This window comes from Streptomyces sp. NPDC102437 (assembly GCF_044765565.1).
Lineage (GTDB): Bacteria > Actinomycetota > Actinomycetes > Streptomycetales > Streptomycetaceae > Streptomyces.
Map to the genome: position 1 here is coordinate 683748 of NZ_JBIWKI010000001.1, position 17878 is coordinate 701625.

Below are 17878 nucleotides of genomic sequence, written 5' to 3' on the forward strand. Positions count from 1 at the left end.
GGCGGTATCGGGATCGAGGGGGGCCGCCTTGATGCGTCTTCGACGGCCCGGGCGAGTACGGTCACAATCAGCCCGGTCGCCCGGTTCTGGCCAAGACCGCGCCGTCTGCCGCGACGCCCGACGGCCTCGGCCCCATCGACGTGGTCCTGCTCTCGCACGACGAGCACGAGGACAACCTCGACACCTCCGGCCGGGCCCTGCTCGCCGATGTTCCTCTCACCCTGACCACGCCCAGCGGCGGCAAGCGCCTGGGCGAGCGGTTGGGCGCGAGGGTCAAGGGGCTGGCCGACTGGGAGTCCGTCGAACTGGACCGCCCCGGTGGCGGCACGATCACCGTGACCGGTGTCCCGGCCATCCACGGCCCAGTCGCCCGGGAGGCGGTCGAGCCGATCCTCGGCCATGTCGTCGGCTTCGTTCTGACCGGCCAGGGCCTGCCCACCGTCTACGTCAGCGGCGACAACGCCTCGCTCGCCGCGGTCCGGGAGATCGCCGACCGCTTCGCTCCGGTCGATACCGCCATTCTCTTCGCCGGCGCCCCCCGCTTCCCCGGCCTTTTCGACGGCCAGGTGATCGTCCTGGACAGCGCCATGGCGGTTGAGGCCGCCAGGATCCTCGGCGCCGGCCGTGTGGTTCCGGCCCACTACGACAGCTGGGCTCACTTCAGCGAAGGCCGTGACGAGGTGGAAACCGCCTTCAGCGCCGCCGGCCTTGCCGACCGCCTGGACTGGGGCCGGCCGAACTGAGAGCAGGCGGCAGACGACGCAGGCTGCATGGCATCGCAGTTTGCGGGGCGCGGTTTCGTGGAAGTGGGCGAAGGCCCGAGCGGTCCTTCGGTGACGACGTGTCGCTCCTGGCCGACGACGGCGTCACGGTCGCGAAGTGAGGTGCAGCATGGCCGGGTGCTGCACGCCGCTCAAGCCCTGTCCAACCAGCCCACTCCCGCTGCTCCAGGGACAGACAGGATGACCACGGGCCCGTCCCGGTGGCTGCGTAACCTCGTGGACCTGCAATGTTCCGGGTAAAATCCATGCAAGGTCTGCATGCAGCGCTGGACCGCCGCCCACGAGTCCGAACCGTCCGCCGACCGCCGCCTGCGCACGACGTGATCATGTTCAGAGCCTGTCGTGGGTACTCTCATGGATAGAGAGCGCCGACCGCCCGCGCAAGACGCGCAGGCGGTACCTGGCTCCCCGTGAAGGGAGGCCCTTCCCATGGTGGCGAGCAACAGTTTCCTGGCCGACCTGGTGGCACGCTCGCAGCTGATCTCAGGCCGCGACCTTGCCCGCCTGGTCTTCGACGCCGGCCAGGCCATGGGCCTGACGGCCACCGGTGTATACGTCACCGACCTGCAGCAGACGCGGCTCATCGCCCTGCCGCAGCCGGTGTCCGCCGGGGAGCCCACGCTGGACATCGACTCGTCCCTGGCCGGGCTGGCCTACCGGATGGAGCGCACGCACCTGACGCAGGACGGCATGACCGCGTGGATCCCCATGGTCGACGGCGTCGAGCGCCTTGGCGTGCTCAAAGCCTGTGGCCACGACTTGCCCGTCGCCGACTGCGAGGCACTGGCCGCAGTGACCGCGCTGCTGCTCGTGTCCAAGTCGTCCTACAGCGACCTGCTCGTGGAAGCCGAGCGCCGACAGCCCATGACCGTCCAGGCCGAACTGCTGTGGGCGTTCCTCCCGCCGCGCACCATCGGCACCGCCCAGGCGACCTCGACCGCCGTGCTGGAGCCGGCCTACAGTGTCGGCGGCGACGCGTTCGACCACAGCTTCACCGACAACGGGCTGCATCTGGTGCTTCTGGACGCCATGGGCCACGACCTGGCCTCCGGCGGAGCGAGCGCAGCCGGACTCGCGGCCTGCCGCGCCACCCGCCGCTCCGGCGGCCGACTCACCGACATCGTCACCGAGATCGACCGGATCCTGGACGAATGGTTCACCGACCGGCTCATGACCGCGATCATCGCCGACCTCGACGTCACGGACGGAACCCTCACCTGGGTCAACTGCGCACACCCGCCGCCCCTGCTCGTACGCGGCGGACAGGTCCTGCACATCCTCCAACGCGAACCCGACCTGCCACTGGGCTGGAACTTCCACAGCCATACTCCGCCCACCACGCACCGCGCCCGGCTCCAGCCCGGCGACCGCATCCTGCTCTACAGCGACGGCGTCACAGAGGCCCGCTCACCCGAAGGCGACCTCTTCGGCGAACAGCGCCTCGCCGACACCGTCATCCGCGCCATGACCGTCGGCGAACCCGCCCCCGAAGCCCTGCGCCGACTCCTACAGCAACTCAAGCGCCACCAGGAGCACCAGATGTCCGACGACGCCACCATCGTGATGGCCGAGTGGCACCCCACGCCGTAGGAAAGGACCCCGGTCGCACCAGCGCCGCTCCACAGGACCGCAGGTGGTGGGCGACGACGCAGTTGGGCGGGGGCGCCGACCTTGCCGGCGGTGATGTCGCCGATGCGGGCGTGGACGCGTTCGGCAGCGGTGAGCCGTTCGACGGTGGGCAGCGCGCCGCGGAACCTCTCCGGGTTGGCCGAGTCCATGAGTCCGTCGAGTTCCGGGTCGGGGCTGGGCTCGGCCGCGGTGAGGTTACGGATCATGAAGTGGGCGACGTGGGCCTGGTGGCCGAGGTGCCAGCCGATGGCGCTGGAGTTCTCGTGCGGGACGGTGTCGAGGAAGGGCTGCTCGTACTTCTCGTACACACCTGCGGCTGCGGCGCGGTTGTCCGGGGTCACCTGCAGGGTGACTTCGAGAGACGCCATGGTTATGTCTCACTCGGTTGGCAGGGATAGTGCGGTGCGGCGGATCCTCGCTCTTCGGCCACCCCCTCTAAAAGCGGCCGACGCTCGACGGGCGGCTGCACCGGGCGTCGACCGAGACGGCGACCGAATACGCCGGACACATCGAAGGAGCCCTGGCCGCCGGAGAAAGAGCAGCGCGATCCGTCCTGGGTGTTCAGCGGCGCCGGGCTCGCCGTGGGTATCACCGTCGGCGCTCTCCTCGCCCAGGACATGCTCGGCTCCACCAGCCTCGCGAGGCTGCCCAGCGCCCTGTTCACCGCCGGCTCTGCGCTCGCCGCCGTCGCCGTCGGCCGCATCTCCCAGGCCTACGCCCGCCGCCCCGGCCTCGCGACCGGCTACCTCCTCGGCGCCCTCGGCTCCGCCGGCGTCATCATCGCCGCCATCCTCAACAACCCCGCCCTACTGTTCCTCTCCCTGTTCGTCTACGGCGCCGGCACCGCCACCAACCTCCAGGACCGCTACGCCGGGGCCGATCTCGCTGCCCCCGGCCACCGCGCACAGGCCATCTCCACCGTCCTGGTCGCCACCACCCTCGGCGGAGTCACCGGACCCAACCTCGCCGCCCCCACCGGCACCTTCGCCCAGCACCTCGGCATCCCCAACCTCGCCGGCCCCTTCATCCTTTCCGGCATCGCCTACGCGTTGGCCGCGCTCGTCCTCGCCCCCTGACTGCGACCCGAGCCGCTACTCCCGGCCCGCGCCGTCGCGAAGAAAGCGCAAGCCGACGCCGTCGCCAACCCGGCCGCCGCCGACGCCGCCGACACGAGCGAGGGCCGCGGAGGCGTTGTCCTCGGCGCTCTGGTCATGGTCCTCACCCAGCTCGTCATGGTCGCGGTCATGACCATGACGCCGGGTGCGGTGTCGCAGTGCCGCAGACCGTAATCCAGGACCGGGGGCTGTGCCCCATGCATGACCCGTATGCCCGAGAATGATGACGTAGCGAATAGAACGTCCTTGAGCCCGTTGAGGAAGCGCTGGACTCTCCCACTGTGGGAGAGTCCACGATGATGGTGTGCAAGACGAACTTCTCACCATCGGGCGCTTCGCCCGCCTGTGCCGCCTCAGCGTCAAGCAGCTACGGCACTACGACGAAATAGGACTGTTGGCCCCGGTCCGCGTAGACGTCAGCTCGGGCTACCGCTACTACGCACCCGAACAGGCGCGTGATGCCCTGACCATCGCCCTGCTCCGTGAGATGGACCTTCCCTTGGCTTTGATCGCCAAGGCGCTGGGTGCCGAGCCTGAGCGCAGGGCGCAGCTCCTGCGCGCTGAGCGGGACCGGCTGGCCGAGCGGATCAGCAGGGACCAGGCCCGACTGGAGATGCTGGAGCGGCTGGCGGAGGGTGGTCTGCCCGGCTATGAGGTGACGGTGAACAGAGAGCCGGAGCGACGGCTGGTGGTGGTGCGGGCGGTCTGCACCCCTGCGGGGATCGGAGGCAAGTTCGAGGAGTGCGTAGGCAGACTGCTGCCCGTGCTCGGTAAGGCGGGAATCGCGTGGGAGCCGCCGCTGTGGGGGCTGTACCCGTTGGATCTGGAAGAGCGGATGGAGATCACCGTCGGAGCGCAGACCTCGCAGGGACAAGGCACGCCCGGCCTGGAACTTGAGGTGCTGCCCGGTGGATTCGTCGCTCAGACCATGCACATTGGGTCCTACGCGCAACTGCCTTTGGCCTACCACGCGCTTTTCGCTGCCATCCACGAGTGCGGATTGCGCCCGCAAGCACCGGTACGCGAGGCGTATCTCGTCGGACCGGCAGAGGCACCGCAAGAAGAACTGATGACGCGGCTGATCATCCCCATCCAGGAGAGCATGGCATGACTGTGTTGATAGACATTGATGCCCGCGGTACGCGGCACTGCGAGACGACGGCCCTGGGGGTGCTGTTGCGGCACCAAGGACTTGATCTGTCCGAGCCCATGCTGTTCGGCCTCGGATCCGGTCTGTCCTTCATCTACTGGGACGGCAAGAGCATGGGCTTCCCCTTCCTCGGGGGACGGGTCAAGCCCTTCGATCTCACCAGAAAACTGGCCACCGGACTCGGGCTGGGGCTCCTGGTCCAGGAAACCACCTCTCCGCGCAAGGCATGGGACAACGTGGTGGCTTCCATCGACGCCGGCCGCCCGGTCGGGCTGCAGCTCGACAGCTACTACCTGGACTACTTCGGTTCGGAGGTCCACTTCGGTGGCCACGTCGTGGCCATGTATGGCTACGACGACCACAACGCCTACCTGATGGACACCGACCAGCAAGGCGGAGAGGTATCCACCAGCCGGACCAGCCTCGCCCAGGCCAGGGCCGCGCGGGGCCCGATGACCGCCAAGCACCGCTCCTTCACTCTCACCGTACCGAGGAACCCGCCTTCCCCACAGGGCCGGATCATCCCCGCCATCACGGCCTGCGCCGATGCCTTCCTCAACCCGCCCATTGCCAACCTCGGTCACCGAGGCATTGAGAAGGCGGGCAAGCTGGTGGGTGGATGGTTCCAGCGCACCGACGCCCCGCAGCGAGATCTGCCACAGGCTGCCCTCATGATGGAGAAGGCCGGCACCGGCGGCGCCCTGTTCCGTAACCTCTACCGTGACTTCCTCGCCGAATGCACCGATCTGCTCGACAGCAGCCATCTGCGCACCGGCCACGCGCTGTACACCGAGGCAGCCGGCCTGTGGACGGAAGCGGCAGCACTGATCAAGAAAGCCGGCGAATCGGGCGATGCGCAGTGCCTCGCCCAGGCCGGCTCGGTCCTCGGCGACCTTTCACGTCTGGAGCGAGAGGCCATGCAGGCACTGAGCTGCCTGGGGCGTGAGACGCCAAGAGTGATCCAGCCCTGACAGCCCTCAAGGTCGCCTTTCGAATCTCGAATTCTGAAGATCGCCCTGCGGGAACGTCAGAAGCCCGCGGAGTACCGCCACCGGGCCTCTTCGAACATCGCTTGCCACGGCCTCGCCCACACCCTCCTGCCGGGCCGAAGGCCCCGGGCTGGTGAGGAAGAGGCGCACGGCCTCCTCACCGAGTTGTGGACGACGGTGCTGCCTCGTGGCTCGGAGGACGGCGAGGTCATAAACCCGGGGATCGCGGACGCGAAGTGTCGGCCGGACAGTTCCTAGCCGCAATGCGCTCGCACGTTCCTGGCGCAGGGGTGCGTGCGGGGGCGCGCCGCGGAGTTGTCGGTCCCCGTCCCCGTCGTCGAGTGACTCGTTTCGTCGACTGTCGCTGCAAGGGCACCGCCAACACCCTGGCCGCGCTCAAGTCGATCCGCGCCGCCTCGATCTACATCGTCCCAAACAACCTCTCCGCCCCCACCGGCGCGGGCATCCGCCGCTGGGCGAAGAAGAACAAGGTCGAGCTGTGCTTCACCCCGACCTACGCTTCCTGGGCCAACCCGATCGAGGCCCACTTCGGCCAGCTGCGGCAGTTCACCCTGGCCAACTCCCACCACCCTGCGCGAACCCAGGCTCTGCGCCGCTACCTGCGCTGGCGCAACACCGACGCCCGCCACCCCGATGTACTCGCCGCCCAACGCAAGGAACGCGCCCGCACCCGCAGCGAAAAGGGCATTCGCTGGGGCGGACGCCCTTTCAACACCGCGGCCTGACCAACCGCGAACAGCAGCCACCGAACGCCGACGGGGCAAGTTCAGGAGAAGGACAGCGCAAGAAGGATGACTCAGGAGGCGGACGGTTCGATCTCCCCCGCGAAGACGATGACCTGGTCGATGAGGCTCCGTCGCATATGGACGACGTCCGTTCCCGCCAGGCGGGGGCCTCCATCAGGCGTGGTGAAGACCCACTGGTACCGGGCCCACTCGTCAGGCATGTCCACCGCTGAGCAGCGCACCATCGTGCCGGTCCCCGCCGGGTGACGTCGGATGTCCAGCACGAACCGCTCGACCGCCGCGATTCCTTCGCTGCGACCCAACGGCCCCCAGAAGACCACGTCTGAGGTCAGGGCCTGGGAGAGCAGGGCAGTCACATAGCTGTCGTCCGAGGCGTTGAACGCGGAGATGAACGTGTCGATCGCGGAGCGTGCGGTCTCTTCCTGCATGCCTCAGTAATACCAGACGTTTCGCGTGCACTCGTCCCACGAGCCGCCTTCCGATCACGGTGAACCTTCCCGGTCAGAGGACTAGGCAAAAAACGACTTCGGGCTCGCCGTCCTCGGCCATGACCTCACCGTTGGCGATCGCGTAGAGATGCCCGACGCGGGCTTTCTTGGCTGCGTAGTCCGGATCGCGGGAGTTTTCCAGGACTTCAGGCGTTGAAAGGAGACGCCCTCCTTGCGGAGCAGGAGCCGCCGGTGGAGCTGAGGGATGTGGTGTAGGTGGGATTGCCCTCGAAGTGTGCCGCTGAGGTGTCGACGTCGATGTAGATGACGCCAGGGACGGGCTGGTAGGCCTGCCACCCCTGACCCGGCGCGGTCTTGCCCGCGCCGACGCGGAGAGTCGCCATATCGTTCCTCTTTCCCGGGTTCTCCTACGGTTGCCGCGTGCCTCTCGCACGGCCAGGGGTTGTCGATACCGAACCAGTTGATGAAGAACCCGTACTGGGTGGCGTGCTGCACGGTGAGCGGTGTTCCGTCCCTGTGCTGGGCGTAGACCCTGAACCCGGTGGCGGTGGGGCTGTAGATGGCGGTGTACCCCGTCACCGCCCAGTGGGTTCCGGTGCCACCGAGGGAAGTGAAGTACTGCGGTGCCCCGTCGAAGCTGCCTGTACTGGTGTCGATGTCCAGACCGTCACCGGCCGCACCGTGAAGGCCTGGTGGACCGGCAAACGCCGACCCCGAAAGCCAGCCTCGAACGCATCGACAACGTCTACCGGCCCGTGCGCCGCCCAGAACATCGCCAAGCACCTCCCGCACCGCCCCCAAGGCGGGTGGCGGGACCCGGCGGGTCCTGACGTCCGCTGCTCTGAGCGTCTTCGCAAGTCATCGCTCACTGCTGGAGACTGCTGGTATCCGACCGAGGCCCATTGAATTGGGCTGTAGCAGATGAATCGGTCATGTGATGCTCTTTTGTGTGTTTCTGTGCAGAGAGCGCAGGCTCCGGGTGAGCATGGAATCGCCCGGCACGCTTCTCGCCGGAAGGGACGATGTGAGGAGAACGTCGACTCGACCGGTGAGGTCGGCGCCTCCTCACGGTGGCGACAGGCATCAGGGGTGTCGGCGCGCAGCGATATCGAGAACCCGGGGTGTCCTGGTGTCGTCCCCGGCCGGGAGCGTGTGACGATGACGACGGATGAAGCCGGCACGACCAAACTGCCCACAGCCCGAATGTCCGAGCCGGATCCGCTCGGCCTGCTGGCCGCGAAACAGCGGCTGTCCATGCGTTTGGGCGCGGCCGTCGGCAGTTGCGGGGCGGTGCGGGCGCCGTGCGCGAGCCGCACGCTCGAATCGTCCTTGTTACTGGTGTCTGTTACGGCGCAGAGGCAGTCATCCGCAGATGGTACGACGCCTGGCCGTGTATCTGTCCGCGCCGGGTGCGCAGACCACCGCATTCGATACGGCTGTGGCCCAGGGCGCCTTGCACGGCAAGGTGGCGGACGCCGACGTGGTCGGAGGTGAACTGCTGGCAGGCTTCGAGCACCTCTCAACTGCTCGCAAGCGTCTGCTGTTCGACGTCTACCTGGCCGTCACAGGAGCGGGCCGGTTCGAGCCGTCGATGCTCCGGCCCGTTCCGACGGCGGGACGGGCCGAGGACAACACGGTCGCCTAAATCGGGATGATCATGCTGAGTGCGCGGATCCTGGTGGTCCACGGCCTGGGATCGGCCTCACAGATCACCGATCAGGAACGAGAGCAACTGATCGCCATGCTGGGCTCCAGCCGCGCGCCAGTCTGGGAGAACTACGTGGCCGCGCACCTGCTGGCACTGCTGGCTGTATGGGAGTTCGCCCCTGGCCACCCACTGATCGAGAAGGGCATCGCCGGAGACCTGGTCGACTGCGTCGCAGAGGAATCACTGCGGTACGCGACCGTACTGCAATTCGGCCTACTACGAGTCGCCCGAGAGCCGCTGACCATCGTCGGCCAGCACATCCGGACCGGCGACCGCATCGTCCTGCACCTACCCGCCGCCAACCGCGACCCCGACAGGTTCACCAACCCGGACCACTTCGACCCACACCGCCCCAACGCCGCCAAACACCTCAAGCCTCGGGCACGGTCCCCACCACTGCCCAGGCGACCAACTCGCCCGCATCGAACTGCGCATCCTCCTCACCACCATGCTGCGCCACTTCCCCGACCCGAGACTGGCAGCCCACCCCGCCCAAACCGCCCCCCATCACCCCCGCGTCGTACACGCCCTGGCCGAACTACCCGTGGAGTTCACCCCGTGACCCATGGCCGCGACACCCAGTACGCCGCCTGTGCCTTCGACTTCGACGGCACCCTCGCCGACACGGCCGACCTCGACCACCGCGCCGTCCAAGCATCGCTGGCCGCCCACAGAATCACCGTGTCCCTCGCGTGGATCGCCTCCGAACCCGTATTCACCGCCGCCCAACTACGCAGGCGGCTCGGGATCAGGCCGCCCGACCTTCCGCAGGACACATTCGCCGAAGCAGCCCGCACATACTGGTTCGCCCACACCGACCGGATCCGCTCGATCGCCGCAAGCAACGCGGCAGACCACGCGGCCATCACCGTGGTCTCCGCCAACTACAGCGACGTCGTACGCCACGGCCTGGAGGCGATGGGCGTCCACGACCTGCCGTGGACCGTAGTTGGCCGCGAGGAAACCCCGCGGACCAAGCCGGCCCCGGACGGCTACCTGCACGCCGCCCGGCTCCTCGGCATCACGCCTCATGCTGCCTCGCACACGAGAACACCGACGACGGCATCGTGGCAGCCGTATCCGCAGGCATGGACGTGATCGACACCCGGCATCAACCCTGGCGATGAACCAGACCGGGGCCGCTTTCGAGACGACCCCTCCCAAGAGGTGGGGCAGCAACGCCGGGTCGGCCCGGGTATGACGTGAACGCGATCCGTATCCGGCGGTTCAGCGGTGAGGCGCCGGCCTCGGTATGCCTGAGCGCCGGCCTCCTCATCGCGGGCATCTTCCTCCGGTGCTGCCGCTGAAGAACAGCCAGATCGCGGCTGGAGACATTGTCCCTGCGGATCCAAGCAGACGCTCGCCGCCGAGGTCAGGCCCATGCGGAACTGCAGCCGCTCGAAGTCACTGCGCCCCTCACGGTCGAGCGCGACGATCTCGCCGTCCAGAACTGCGGGCTGGAGAAGATCTACCAGCTCGCCGGGCACCTCCTGCTCGACTACGACAAACAGTTCGGCATCGACAAGGGACCTGTACCTCTCCCGCCAGGACGCCCTGATCACCTGGGATGCTGCCGACTTCCTGCGGCGGCTCGGCGCGAGTGTCTCTCTGCCTGCGCGCACAGCTGCGCCGGCACCTGCACGGGGCAGCTCGCCGCTGAGAGCCACCGTCGGCGACAGCGCGTCCAATGATTGTGGCGGAGGGCTCCGTCGTCGTGGCCACGGGAGTTATAACGTGCGAATCCGTCTGGCGTCTCCGTGAGCGGTTCTGCGCTTGCGAAGTGCGGTCCGAGCCTGGGTGATGCCGAGGAAAGGGTCGCACTCTTTGGGTGCGATGTGCTAGTTCCGCTTGTGCGCTGGCTCCTTACGCCACGTACGACAGGCGGAGCCGTCGCGTGGCACGTATAGACGCACGTGCTGGGCCATGGTCTAGCTCCACTCAAGGTGCGAAGCGCCCAATACCGATCAGAATTGAATGCATGGCAGAAGAACGTCAGGGGCCCGCTGCCATGTTGCAACTTCTTTGCCGCTGCGGGCACTCCTTCAGGCCGCCGGAGTCTGACCATGGGACTGCTCACGCTCACCATCGCACCGGTCCACAGTCTGATCGGGATGGCGGGAACTCAGCGACGCGGCCGAATACGAACTGTGCGACTCAGGGGTGCTCCGTGCGAAACCTGCTGTTCTGAACCGGGAAATTGAAGGCGGAAATATCGACCCGAAGGGGGTTTCGAATCCGGGAAGAGGGAAGGCTGGTCGATTGCCTAGGCCGGCCCCGCAGTGAACGACCGAAGGTGACGCACTCATGGATGACAGAGCCAAGGCTACCCTCGCGGCCGCAATAGTGGGCGGCTACGTGCTGGGCCGGACGAAGAAGGGTCGGCTGGCACTGACAATTGCGACGTATCTGGCAGGGAGGCGATTCGGCCTTGAGCCCCGACAGATTGCCGCCGCCGGGATGCGCAGACTCGGAGAGGTTCCCCAGTTTGCCGAACTGCAGGAACAGCTGAAAGGGGAAGTCTTCGGAGCAGGCCGTAAGGCGGTGGCTGCCGTCGCCGACCGGGGCATGAGTTCGCTGGCTGACGCCATCAGCGACCGCACGGCCCGGCTCGATGAGAAGCAGGATGAAGGAGAAGAGCAAGAGGGGGACGAGGAGGAGTACGAGCCGGAAGAGGGAGGCCCGGAGTACGAGGAAGAGGAGGAACCTGAAGAGGAAGAGCCGGAGACCGAGTACGAAGGGGGCCAGGCTGAGGAAGAGGAGGAACCTGAAGAGGAAGAGAAGCAGTCGAAGCGGCGCCGGACTCGCGCCCAGCCCAGAGAAGGCGCGGCACGCAAGAAGGCCGCTCCCCACGGAGAGAAGCCTCGTGCGGCCAAGAAGTCTGCTGCCCGGAAGGCGGCCCCGCCAAAGAAGAAGACTGCTCAGGCCAAGAAGACGGCTGCCCGGAAGACGACATCGTCGAAGCGAGCAGCGTCCAAGCATGCCGATCGTCGAAGGTAGCCAGTCATGACCAGGACGGAAACAGACCGGCCCACGGCACAAATGTCGGGTGCGGACCGGCTTCGCGAAGAGGCGTCCAATTTCCTCAGTGCACAGGTGGAGAGGCTCGCCGAGAAGGCGGGCGACAAACTGACCGATGTCGCTGGTCAGCTCACCGATGTGGGCGAGAGTGGATCACTTGCTGCGATCGGCTCCCGTATTCTCCAAGGCGATTCTCCGCTGAAGGCGTTCGTCGGAGAGAAAGTCAAGGGCGTCAAGGATGAAGTCGTGGAGAAGGCCAAGGGAGTGTTCGGCGGCGGAAGGGGGAAACGCAAGTCGAGCGGCAGCAAGGTCATGAACATTATCGAGGTTCTCGATGTGGGAGTGCCCCTGCGTGTCGCGTACGACCACTGGACGCAGTACGACCAGTTCAGCAGCTTTGCGAAGGGAGTTCGCGACGTCTCGAAGAGCGATGAGATGTCCAGTGACTGGAAGGTAAAAATCGGCCCTTCCTCGCGCGGTTTCAAAGCGACTGTCCAGGAACAGATTCCCGACGACCGGATCGTTTGGACCTCCGAGGGAGCCAAGGGGACTACCCGTGGTGCGGTCAGCTTCCATGAACTGGCACCCAGTCTCACTCGAATTGTCCTGGTTGTGGAGTACTACCCTTCCGGGTTCTTCGAGAAGACAGGCAACCTGTGGCGCGCACAAGGGCGTCGGATGCGCCTCGACTTCAAGAACTTTCAGCGATACGTCACTCTCGCCGAAGAGGAGCCTGAGGGCTGGCGAGGTGAGATCCGGGACAGTGAAGTCGTCGTGTCCCACGAAGACGCCATGGAAGAAGAGTCCGCCGAACAGGAGGACGCACAAGGCGAGGAGTCCGAGGAAGAGGAATACAGGGAGAAATCTGAGGGCGACAATCCCGAAGACGAAGACGAAGACGAAGACGAAGACGAAGACGAAGACGAAGACGAAGACGAAGACGAGGGCGAAGACGAAGACGAAGACGAAGACGAGGACGAAGACGAAGATGAATACGAGGACGAAGATGAATACGAGGACGAAGACTACGAGGACGAGCCTGAGGGCGAAGAAGAATGACGTCGAGCAGTGCCTTCGATCAGCGACCGCGTGCCCCAGGGACCCCGAGATCCACCAGCCCCCGATAACCGCGAGTACAATCCCGACTGGCCACAGTGTGGAGATCGGATACTGGGCTCACGCCGACCGCCACATCAGCTTCCGTTCGGCTTCCGCGCGACGGCGTACGTGAGGTGACGGCCTCGATCACGCCTCATCCCGCCCTTCGCCGCGGGCTCTGGAATCCGCCAGTTTGGTGCGCTCGGGAATCCGGAGCACGCTGACGTCGCCGAGGTTCCTCCACCGGCGAGTGTGACCTCCTGCAGCGAAGTTTGAGCGATTGTCGTTGAACTTTGAGTGACCTGCGTCACTATGCCGGGCCATGACAGTTGGCACCTGGCCACGCTGGCTGGCATCGCCCTCGCTCATCTATGCCAAGATTCGAGGGTGGATATGACGGACGTCACGCGTGCGATCGCGGCTGCGACTTCGGTCGCCGAATCGCTTGACCTGCCAGCCGACGATGCAATCGTTCTCCATAACTCGAACAAGCTGGCACTGCGGCTGACACCATGCGACGTCTTTGCCCGGGTCGCCCCTGTGGGACAAGAGGTTGCACAGTTCGAAGTCGATCTCGCCCAGCGGCTCACCGACGCCGGATGCCCGGTGTGTCCCTTGGAGCCTCGGGCAGACCCGCGTGTGTACACGCGCGATGACTTCGCGGTGACGCTGTGGACCTACTACGAGCCTGTGACACCTCCCACCTCACCGGTCGGCTACGCCAAGGCGCTGGAGCAGCTGCACGCTGTCATGCGCCAGGTCGAGATGCCGAGTCCGAGGTTCACGGACCGGATCACGGAGGCGGAAGAAGTTGTCGCCGACCCGGATCGCTCGCCGGAGCTCACCGACGCGGACCGCGTGTTCCTCAGCGGCAGGCTGGCAAGTCTGCGACGAGCGATCGACGACCGCGGCGCCGTGGAGCAGCTGCTCCACGGCGAGCCGCATCCAGGCAATGTGCTCAGCACGAGGAACGGCCCGTTGTTCATCGACCTTGAGACATGCTGCCGTGGACCCGTCGAGTTCGATCTTGCCCATGTTCCCGAGGCGGTCTGCGAGCACTACCCAAGCGTTGACCAAGGGCTGCTGGACGAGTGTCGGCAGCTCGTTATCGCGATGGTCGCCGCGTGGCGCTGGGAGCTTGGCGACCAGTTTCCGAATGGGAGGCGATTCGGAGAGGAATTCCTGCGCTTGTTGCGCGAGGGTTCTCCTTGGCCGACGCTCGACACGGTGACCAGGCGGCTGGATGGTCTGTAGAAATCGCCGAAGGTCACGTGAAAGCGGCAAGGAACCAAGCGGCGAGACTGTCGCCGTTGCAAACCCCATGCCGGACCTCGTCAACCCCACGGGTCACCGAACTTTCCGTCGGCTCGTCGTCGACGTAGTCCTGGGCCAGCCAGCCACCCAGGTCCTTCGGCTCTGCAGACGGGCGAAGAACCGCCTACGGCAAGGTGGCGGCCGCGCGCGGTACCAGATTGCGCAATCTATGGAGCAGTGGGCGGAAGACCGAGCCGCGCCCGGGCTTCCCCAGCTCCATGGCCTCACCAAAACCGCTCAGCCAGGCCAACTGGAGCGCCAAACCCAACGCTCCCTGGTCACCACCGATACCCCATTCGAAGATCATGCGGCGTTTGAAGATTCCCTGTCCGAAGGCCGCGCGAGCAACGCAGAGGAACCATTACGGCTCCTGCAGGTCGAGCAGCCGCCGCATCCTTGTGTATTTCTCGCCGAGCTGGGACCGGGTCGGCTCGTCGAGCAGGGCAAGCCGGTCCGGGTCGGAGTTGTGGGCGAGGTCGGCCTCCTTGATGAGGCGGGCGCCCGGGGTGGCAAGGATCCGCTGCGTGTACGACGCGTCGCCCTCCCCCGGGCGTTTGGTCATTGCGTCGACCAGATCCTTAACCTCCTGCGGAAGTTGGGCCGAGTCGAGCCACTCGCGGGAGAGAACGTTGTCCTCGATCGTGTCGTGCAGCCAGGCGGCGGCGATCTGTTCGTCGGAGCCACCCCGCTCCCTTACCCCGTCGACCACTGCCTGGACATGCTCCAGGTAGGGATGACCCCCTTCGTCCCTCTGATGCGCGTGGCCTTCGCGGGCGATCGCCTCGATCTGGTCGAGCGTAAGCATAGATATGACCATACGGGCACCGAGCCTCCGCCGCTCCCTCGCGGCTGCTTTCGCCGTGGTCCGAAACTGTGTACTCGTAGTCCCGCGACCGGCCATTCGTGGGGTGTGCACAGTGCCGGGGCAGAGGGAACTGCCTTCGGCGCTCGAGGGACGCGGGGCGCCTTGGTGAAGGCCCGCGACCCGAATCGGACGTTGACCTGCTAGCCCGGGACTGAAGCTGGGCTGGCAACTCGGGGACGGGGGTCCTGCGGCCATCGCCCGTCAGCAGGCCGCAGCCACCTCCAGCGTGCTGCTCGGCGGGCGCTTCGCTCTCGGCGTCGGAACGGGTGAGGCGCTGAACGAGCACATCCACGGTGATGCGTGGCCCTCGTTCGAGACGCGGGCCGAGATGCTGGAAGAAGCGGTCGAGGTGATGCGGAGCCTGTTCACGGGCGAGCAGGTCAGCCACTGCGGCCCGCATTACACCGTGGAAAACGCCCGCCTGTACACCGCCCCTGACCAGCCGCTACCGGTCTACGTGTCCGCGTTCGGGCCGAAGGCCGCCGAGCTGGCCGAAAGGATCGGGGATGGCTTCGTCACCATGATGCCGGATGCCGACCTCGTGGGCACCTTCCGCGACAGCGGCGGCGCGGGCAAGAAGGTGGCGGGCGGGGTGAAGGTGTGCTGGAGCAGCAACCGGGAGGAGGCCGTCGATCTCGTGCACCGGCTGTGGCCGACCGAGCTGCTGCCCGGCGAACTCGCCCAGGTCTTGCCGACCCCGGCACACTTCGAGCAGGCCAGCGAGTTGGTCACCCGCGAGATGGTCTCCGACACGGTGACCTGCGGCGACGCTGTGGATGAACACGTGGAGACGGTGCGCGCCTACACCCGGGCCGGCTTCGACGAGGTCTACGTCGGACAGATCGGCCCGGGCCAGGAGGTCTTCTTCGATGCCTACCGAGAACTGGTCCTGCCCGCCCTGCATGGCTGACCTCTGCTTTCATCGCGTCAGGTGACTTGCGGTTGTCGTTTGCGGCGGGCGACTGACCGCGGGCGATGTCGGTGCGGCCCGCGCGGGGGGCAGCCGTCCCGCCCTGGACGCCGTCCTCGCCTCCCGGCCGGGCCTTGACCCCGGGCGGTGTGTGGCCGGCCTACACATCCATGGCCCGCCGCTGCGGCTGATGCAGCTGTCGGCTCGCGTACGCCGTGCGGCCCAGCCCGGGCGGCGCTGATGCAGGAAGGAGAGCAGTGTGATCCCCATGGGAACCTTCATGGCCCGTATCACCGCCGCCGCGCGCTCGGACGGCGATGACGGCATTGGTATCCGGACGCTGAAGGTGCTCGACGCCGTGAGTGGTGCCGAGGAGCTCGACGCGGTCACCGAGCCGCTGAAGCGCGCCGTCCAGGGCCTGCCGTTGGGGCGGCTGCGCGGTGTGCTGCACGGTCGTCCCCTGGGCCACCCGCTGCATCCGGCCCTGGTCCAGATTCCGGTCGGTGCGTGGATCGCCGCGGGCGTTCTCGACCTCGTGCCCGGCTCTGAGCGTGCCGCGCGCCTGCTCGTCGCGGTAGGCGTCGTCAGCGCCGCCCCGGCGGTGTGGACGGGCTGGGTCGACTGGGCCGAGCAGCACGAGCAGCAGATGCGCACCGGTCTGCTGCACGCCGCCTCGATCGCCGCCGCGGTGGGCCTGTACGGCGCGTCCTGGACCGCCCGGTCGCGCGGCCGGGGCGGGCTTGGGCGCGCGCTGGGCTTCGCCGGACTGACCGCAGTCGGCTCGGGTGCCGCGCTCGGCGGCCACCTCGCCTACCGGCAGGCCGCCGGCGCGAACAAGACGGAGGCCGTCCTCCACCTGGTGGAGGACGGCTGGCACACGCTCGGGCGCCGCGAGGAGTTCGTCACCGGTACGGGGGTGCGCCGGATGGTGGGCGAGGTGCCGGTACTGGTGGTGAGGGAATCCGACGACGTCTTCCACGTCCTGGCCGACCGGTGCAGCCACTTCTCCGGCCCCCTCTCGGAAGGCGAGGTCGCCGACGGCTGCGTGACGTGCCCCTGGCACGGCAGCGTGTTCCGTCTCTCGGACGGCTGGAACGTGGGCGGCCCGGCCACCGCCCCGCAGCCGACCTTCGACACCCGCACAGACGGCGAGGGCAATCTGCAGGCGCGCCTGCCCGGCGCCGGCTGAGCACCCCGCGCCGAACCGACGGACCGTCGCAGCCGTGGCGGTTGCGATGCAATGCGGTCCGCCGAGCGGATCGCCCTGGACTTCGGCCCCGCGACACTCGTCCGGCGCGCTCACACCGACTACACCGCGCCGGACGAGAAGGATCTGAAGGCGATGCTGGAGCACAACCTGCTGGCCGAGCGCATCGTCACCTCCACCTACCAGGAGATCGCCCGAACTGGCTTGGCGATCACGACACCACGACCCGACTCCTCATCGAATCCATCCTCGAAGAGGAGGAGGAACACGCCGACGACCTCACCGACCTCCTCGCATCCTGACAGGGCCTGCGCCCGAGACGGCGATAGGCCGTGCCTCAGGCGCACACCAGCCGCCGGGCCGGGGCGGACAACGGAAAGCCCGGCCGACAGCGGATCGCAGCGGCGGCGGGCGCGCAGAGGCGCCCCGTGCTCAGGGCGCTGCGCAGCCGCCACCCTGGTGACCGGCTGCTGCCCCGTCGCCAGGACAGGCAGTGGCACGATGGCCGCAGCAGCAACCTCAATGAGCACCTGCACGAAACCAACGGAACGACCTCACTGCCAAGGTCTTGCGGTTCGCGAGCCGCGCGCAAGTGGGCCGCGTACAGGGTTGTCCGCGAGGTGGCGCACTACCTGGGCGGCACCCCCGCCGCGTGCCTCGTCTCGTACGTCGATCTGCGGCTCATGGAAGTCGAGGAAGGCGTCACCTCGCCCTGGCACTGGGCACCGGTCGCGACGCACGGCTCGGGCGGGGAGGCGGTCCGAACCCTGCTCTCTTGGCGCCGCGTGTCGGGAGGCTTCCCGCTCCACCGCTGCGGCCCGGCGACTGGGCCGCTTGCCGTTCACCAGGGGGTGGTACTCCGGCCGGGCCGTTTTTC

General features: G+C 67.2%; 14 protein-coding genes and 7 pseudogenes. 15 read left to right on the forward strand and 6 right to left on the reverse strand.

Features of this window, described 5'->3' with window-relative positions; all coding sequences use genetic code 11:
- Positions 1-38 precede the first annotated feature (38 nt).
- The 6 genes and pseudogenes from ACIRJP_RS02995 to ACIRJP_RS03020 all read left to right on the forward strand — a co-directional run.
- Positions 39-743, forward strand: a pseudogene (locus ACIRJP_RS02995) (MBL fold metallo-hydrolase); the annotation flags it as partial.
- A gap of 468 nt (positions 744-1211) precedes the next feature.
- On the forward strand, positions 1212-2372 hold the full coding sequence (locus ACIRJP_RS03000) for a PP2C family protein-serine/threonine phosphatase (RefSeq protein WP_404167517.1): 1161 nt from the start codon (positions 1212-1214) through the stop codon (positions 2370-2372).
- A 596-nt stretch (positions 2373-2968) separates the two neighbouring features.
- Positions 2969-3670: pseudogene (locus tag ACIRJP_RS03005) on the forward strand (MFS transporter); the annotation flags it as partial.
- Between the two features lie 160 nt (positions 3671-3830).
- The gene (locus ACIRJP_RS03010) at positions 3831-4637 is read left to right on the forward strand and encodes a MerR family transcriptional regulator (protein WP_404167519.1); all 807 of its coding nucleotides are present in this window, start codon (positions 3831-3833) and stop codon (positions 4635-4637) included.
- Complete coding sequence (locus ACIRJP_RS03015) at positions 4634-5647, forward strand: BtrH N-terminal domain-containing protein (RefSeq protein ID WP_404167521.1); 1014 nt, start codon at positions 4634-4636, stop codon at positions 5645-5647. Before ACIRJP_RS03010 ends, ACIRJP_RS03015 begins: the two co-directional genes overlap by 4 nt.
- Before the next feature lie 371 nt (positions 5648-6018).
- Positions 6019-6411, forward strand: a pseudogene (locus ACIRJP_RS03020) (transposase); the annotation flags it as partial.
- A gap of 71 nt (positions 6412-6482) precedes the next feature.
- Here ACIRJP_RS03020 and ACIRJP_RS03025 read toward each other — a convergent pair.
- From ACIRJP_RS03025 to ACIRJP_RS03035, 3 genes and pseudogenes are all read right to left on the reverse strand, one after another.
- Complete coding sequence (locus ACIRJP_RS03025) at positions 6483-6860, reverse strand: nuclear transport factor 2 family protein (RefSeq protein ID WP_404167523.1); 378 nt, start codon at positions 6858-6860, stop codon at positions 6483-6485.
- A gap of 82 nt (positions 6861-6942) precedes the next feature.
- Positions 6943-7109 (reverse strand): annotated as a pseudogene (locus tag ACIRJP_RS03030) (IS630 family transposase); the annotation flags it as partial.
- A complete protein-coding gene (locus ACIRJP_RS03035; RefSeq protein WP_404167669.1) occupies positions 7067-7264 on the reverse strand; it encodes a hypothetical protein in 198 nt (65 codons plus the stop codon). The pseudogene ACIRJP_RS03030 and the gene ACIRJP_RS03035, both read right to left, overlap by 43 nt.
- Positions 7265-8253: 989 nt before the next feature.
- Between ACIRJP_RS03035 and ACIRJP_RS03040 the strand changes: the two genes are divergently transcribed.
- From ACIRJP_RS03040 to ACIRJP_RS03070, 7 genes and pseudogenes are all read left to right on the forward strand, one after another.
- The gene (locus ACIRJP_RS03040) at positions 8254-8526 is read left to right on the forward strand and encodes a hypothetical protein (RefSeq protein WP_404167525.1); all 273 of its coding nucleotides are present in this window, start codon (positions 8254-8256) and stop codon (positions 8524-8526) included.
- A gap of 96 nt (positions 8527-8622) precedes the next feature.
- A pseudogene (locus tag ACIRJP_RS03045) lies at positions 8623-8946 on the forward strand (cytochrome P450); the annotation flags it as partial.
- A gap of 34 nt (positions 8947-8980) precedes the next feature.
- Positions 8981-9151, forward strand: a pseudogene (locus ACIRJP_RS03050) (cytochrome P450); the annotation flags it as partial.
- The gene (locus ACIRJP_RS03055; RefSeq protein WP_404167657.1) at positions 9148-9687 is read left to right on the forward strand and encodes an HAD hydrolase-like protein; all 540 of its coding nucleotides are present in this window, start codon (positions 9148-9150) and stop codon (positions 9685-9687) included. The pseudogene ACIRJP_RS03050 and the gene ACIRJP_RS03055, both read left to right, overlap by 4 nt.
- Positions 9688-10893: 1206 nt before the next feature.
- On the forward strand, positions 10894-11586 hold the full coding sequence (locus tag ACIRJP_RS03060) for a histone protein (protein ID WP_404167527.1): 693 nt from the start codon (positions 10894-10896) through the stop codon (positions 11584-11586).
- Between the two features lie 6 nt (positions 11587-11592).
- Positions 11593-12666: an SRPBCC family protein gene (locus tag ACIRJP_RS03065; RefSeq protein WP_404167529.1), complete on the forward strand. Its 1074-nt coding sequence runs from the start codon at positions 11593-11595 to the stop codon at positions 12664-12666.
- Positions 12667-13098: 432 nt separating this feature from the next.
- Positions 13099-13959: a phosphotransferase gene (locus ACIRJP_RS03070; protein ID WP_404167659.1), complete on the forward strand. Its 861-nt coding sequence runs from the start codon at positions 13099-13101 to the stop codon at positions 13957-13959.
- Between the two features lie 184 nt (positions 13960-14143).
- Here the strand turns inward: ACIRJP_RS03070 and ACIRJP_RS03075 are convergent, their stop codons facing one another.
- Together ACIRJP_RS03075 and ACIRJP_RS03080 are read right to left on the reverse strand one after the other, a co-directional pair.
- Positions 14144-14326, reverse strand: coding sequence for a hypothetical protein (locus ACIRJP_RS03075; RefSeq protein WP_404167531.1), 183 nt, complete (start codon positions 14324-14326; stop codon positions 14144-14146).
- 54 nt (positions 14327-14380) lie between these two features.
- Positions 14381-14824, reverse strand: a complete 444-nt coding sequence (locus ACIRJP_RS03080; RefSeq protein WP_404167533.1) for an HD domain-containing protein — start codon at positions 14822-14824, stop codon at positions 14381-14383.
- 244 nt (positions 14825-15068) lie between these two features.
- On the opposite strand from ACIRJP_RS03080, the pseudogene ACIRJP_RS03085 reads away from it, so the two are divergent.
- Positions 15069-15794, forward strand: a pseudogene (locus ACIRJP_RS03085) (TIGR03557 family F420-dependent LLM class oxidoreductase); the annotation flags it as partial.
- A 280-nt stretch (positions 15795-16074) separates the two neighbouring features.
- Positions 16075-16983 (forward strand): Rieske 2Fe-2S domain-containing protein, encoded by a 909-nt coding sequence (locus ACIRJP_RS03090; RefSeq protein ID WP_404167661.1) that lies wholly within the window; start codon positions 16075-16077, stop codon positions 16981-16983.
- A 197-nt stretch (positions 16984-17180) separates the two neighbouring features.
- On the opposite strand, the gene ACIRJP_RS03095 is transcribed toward ACIRJP_RS03090, so the two are convergent.
- Positions 17181-17537, reverse strand: a complete 357-nt coding sequence (locus ACIRJP_RS03095) for a hypothetical protein (RefSeq protein WP_404167535.1) — start codon at positions 17535-17537, stop codon at positions 17181-17183.
- Positions 17538-17878 lie beyond the last annotated feature (341 nt).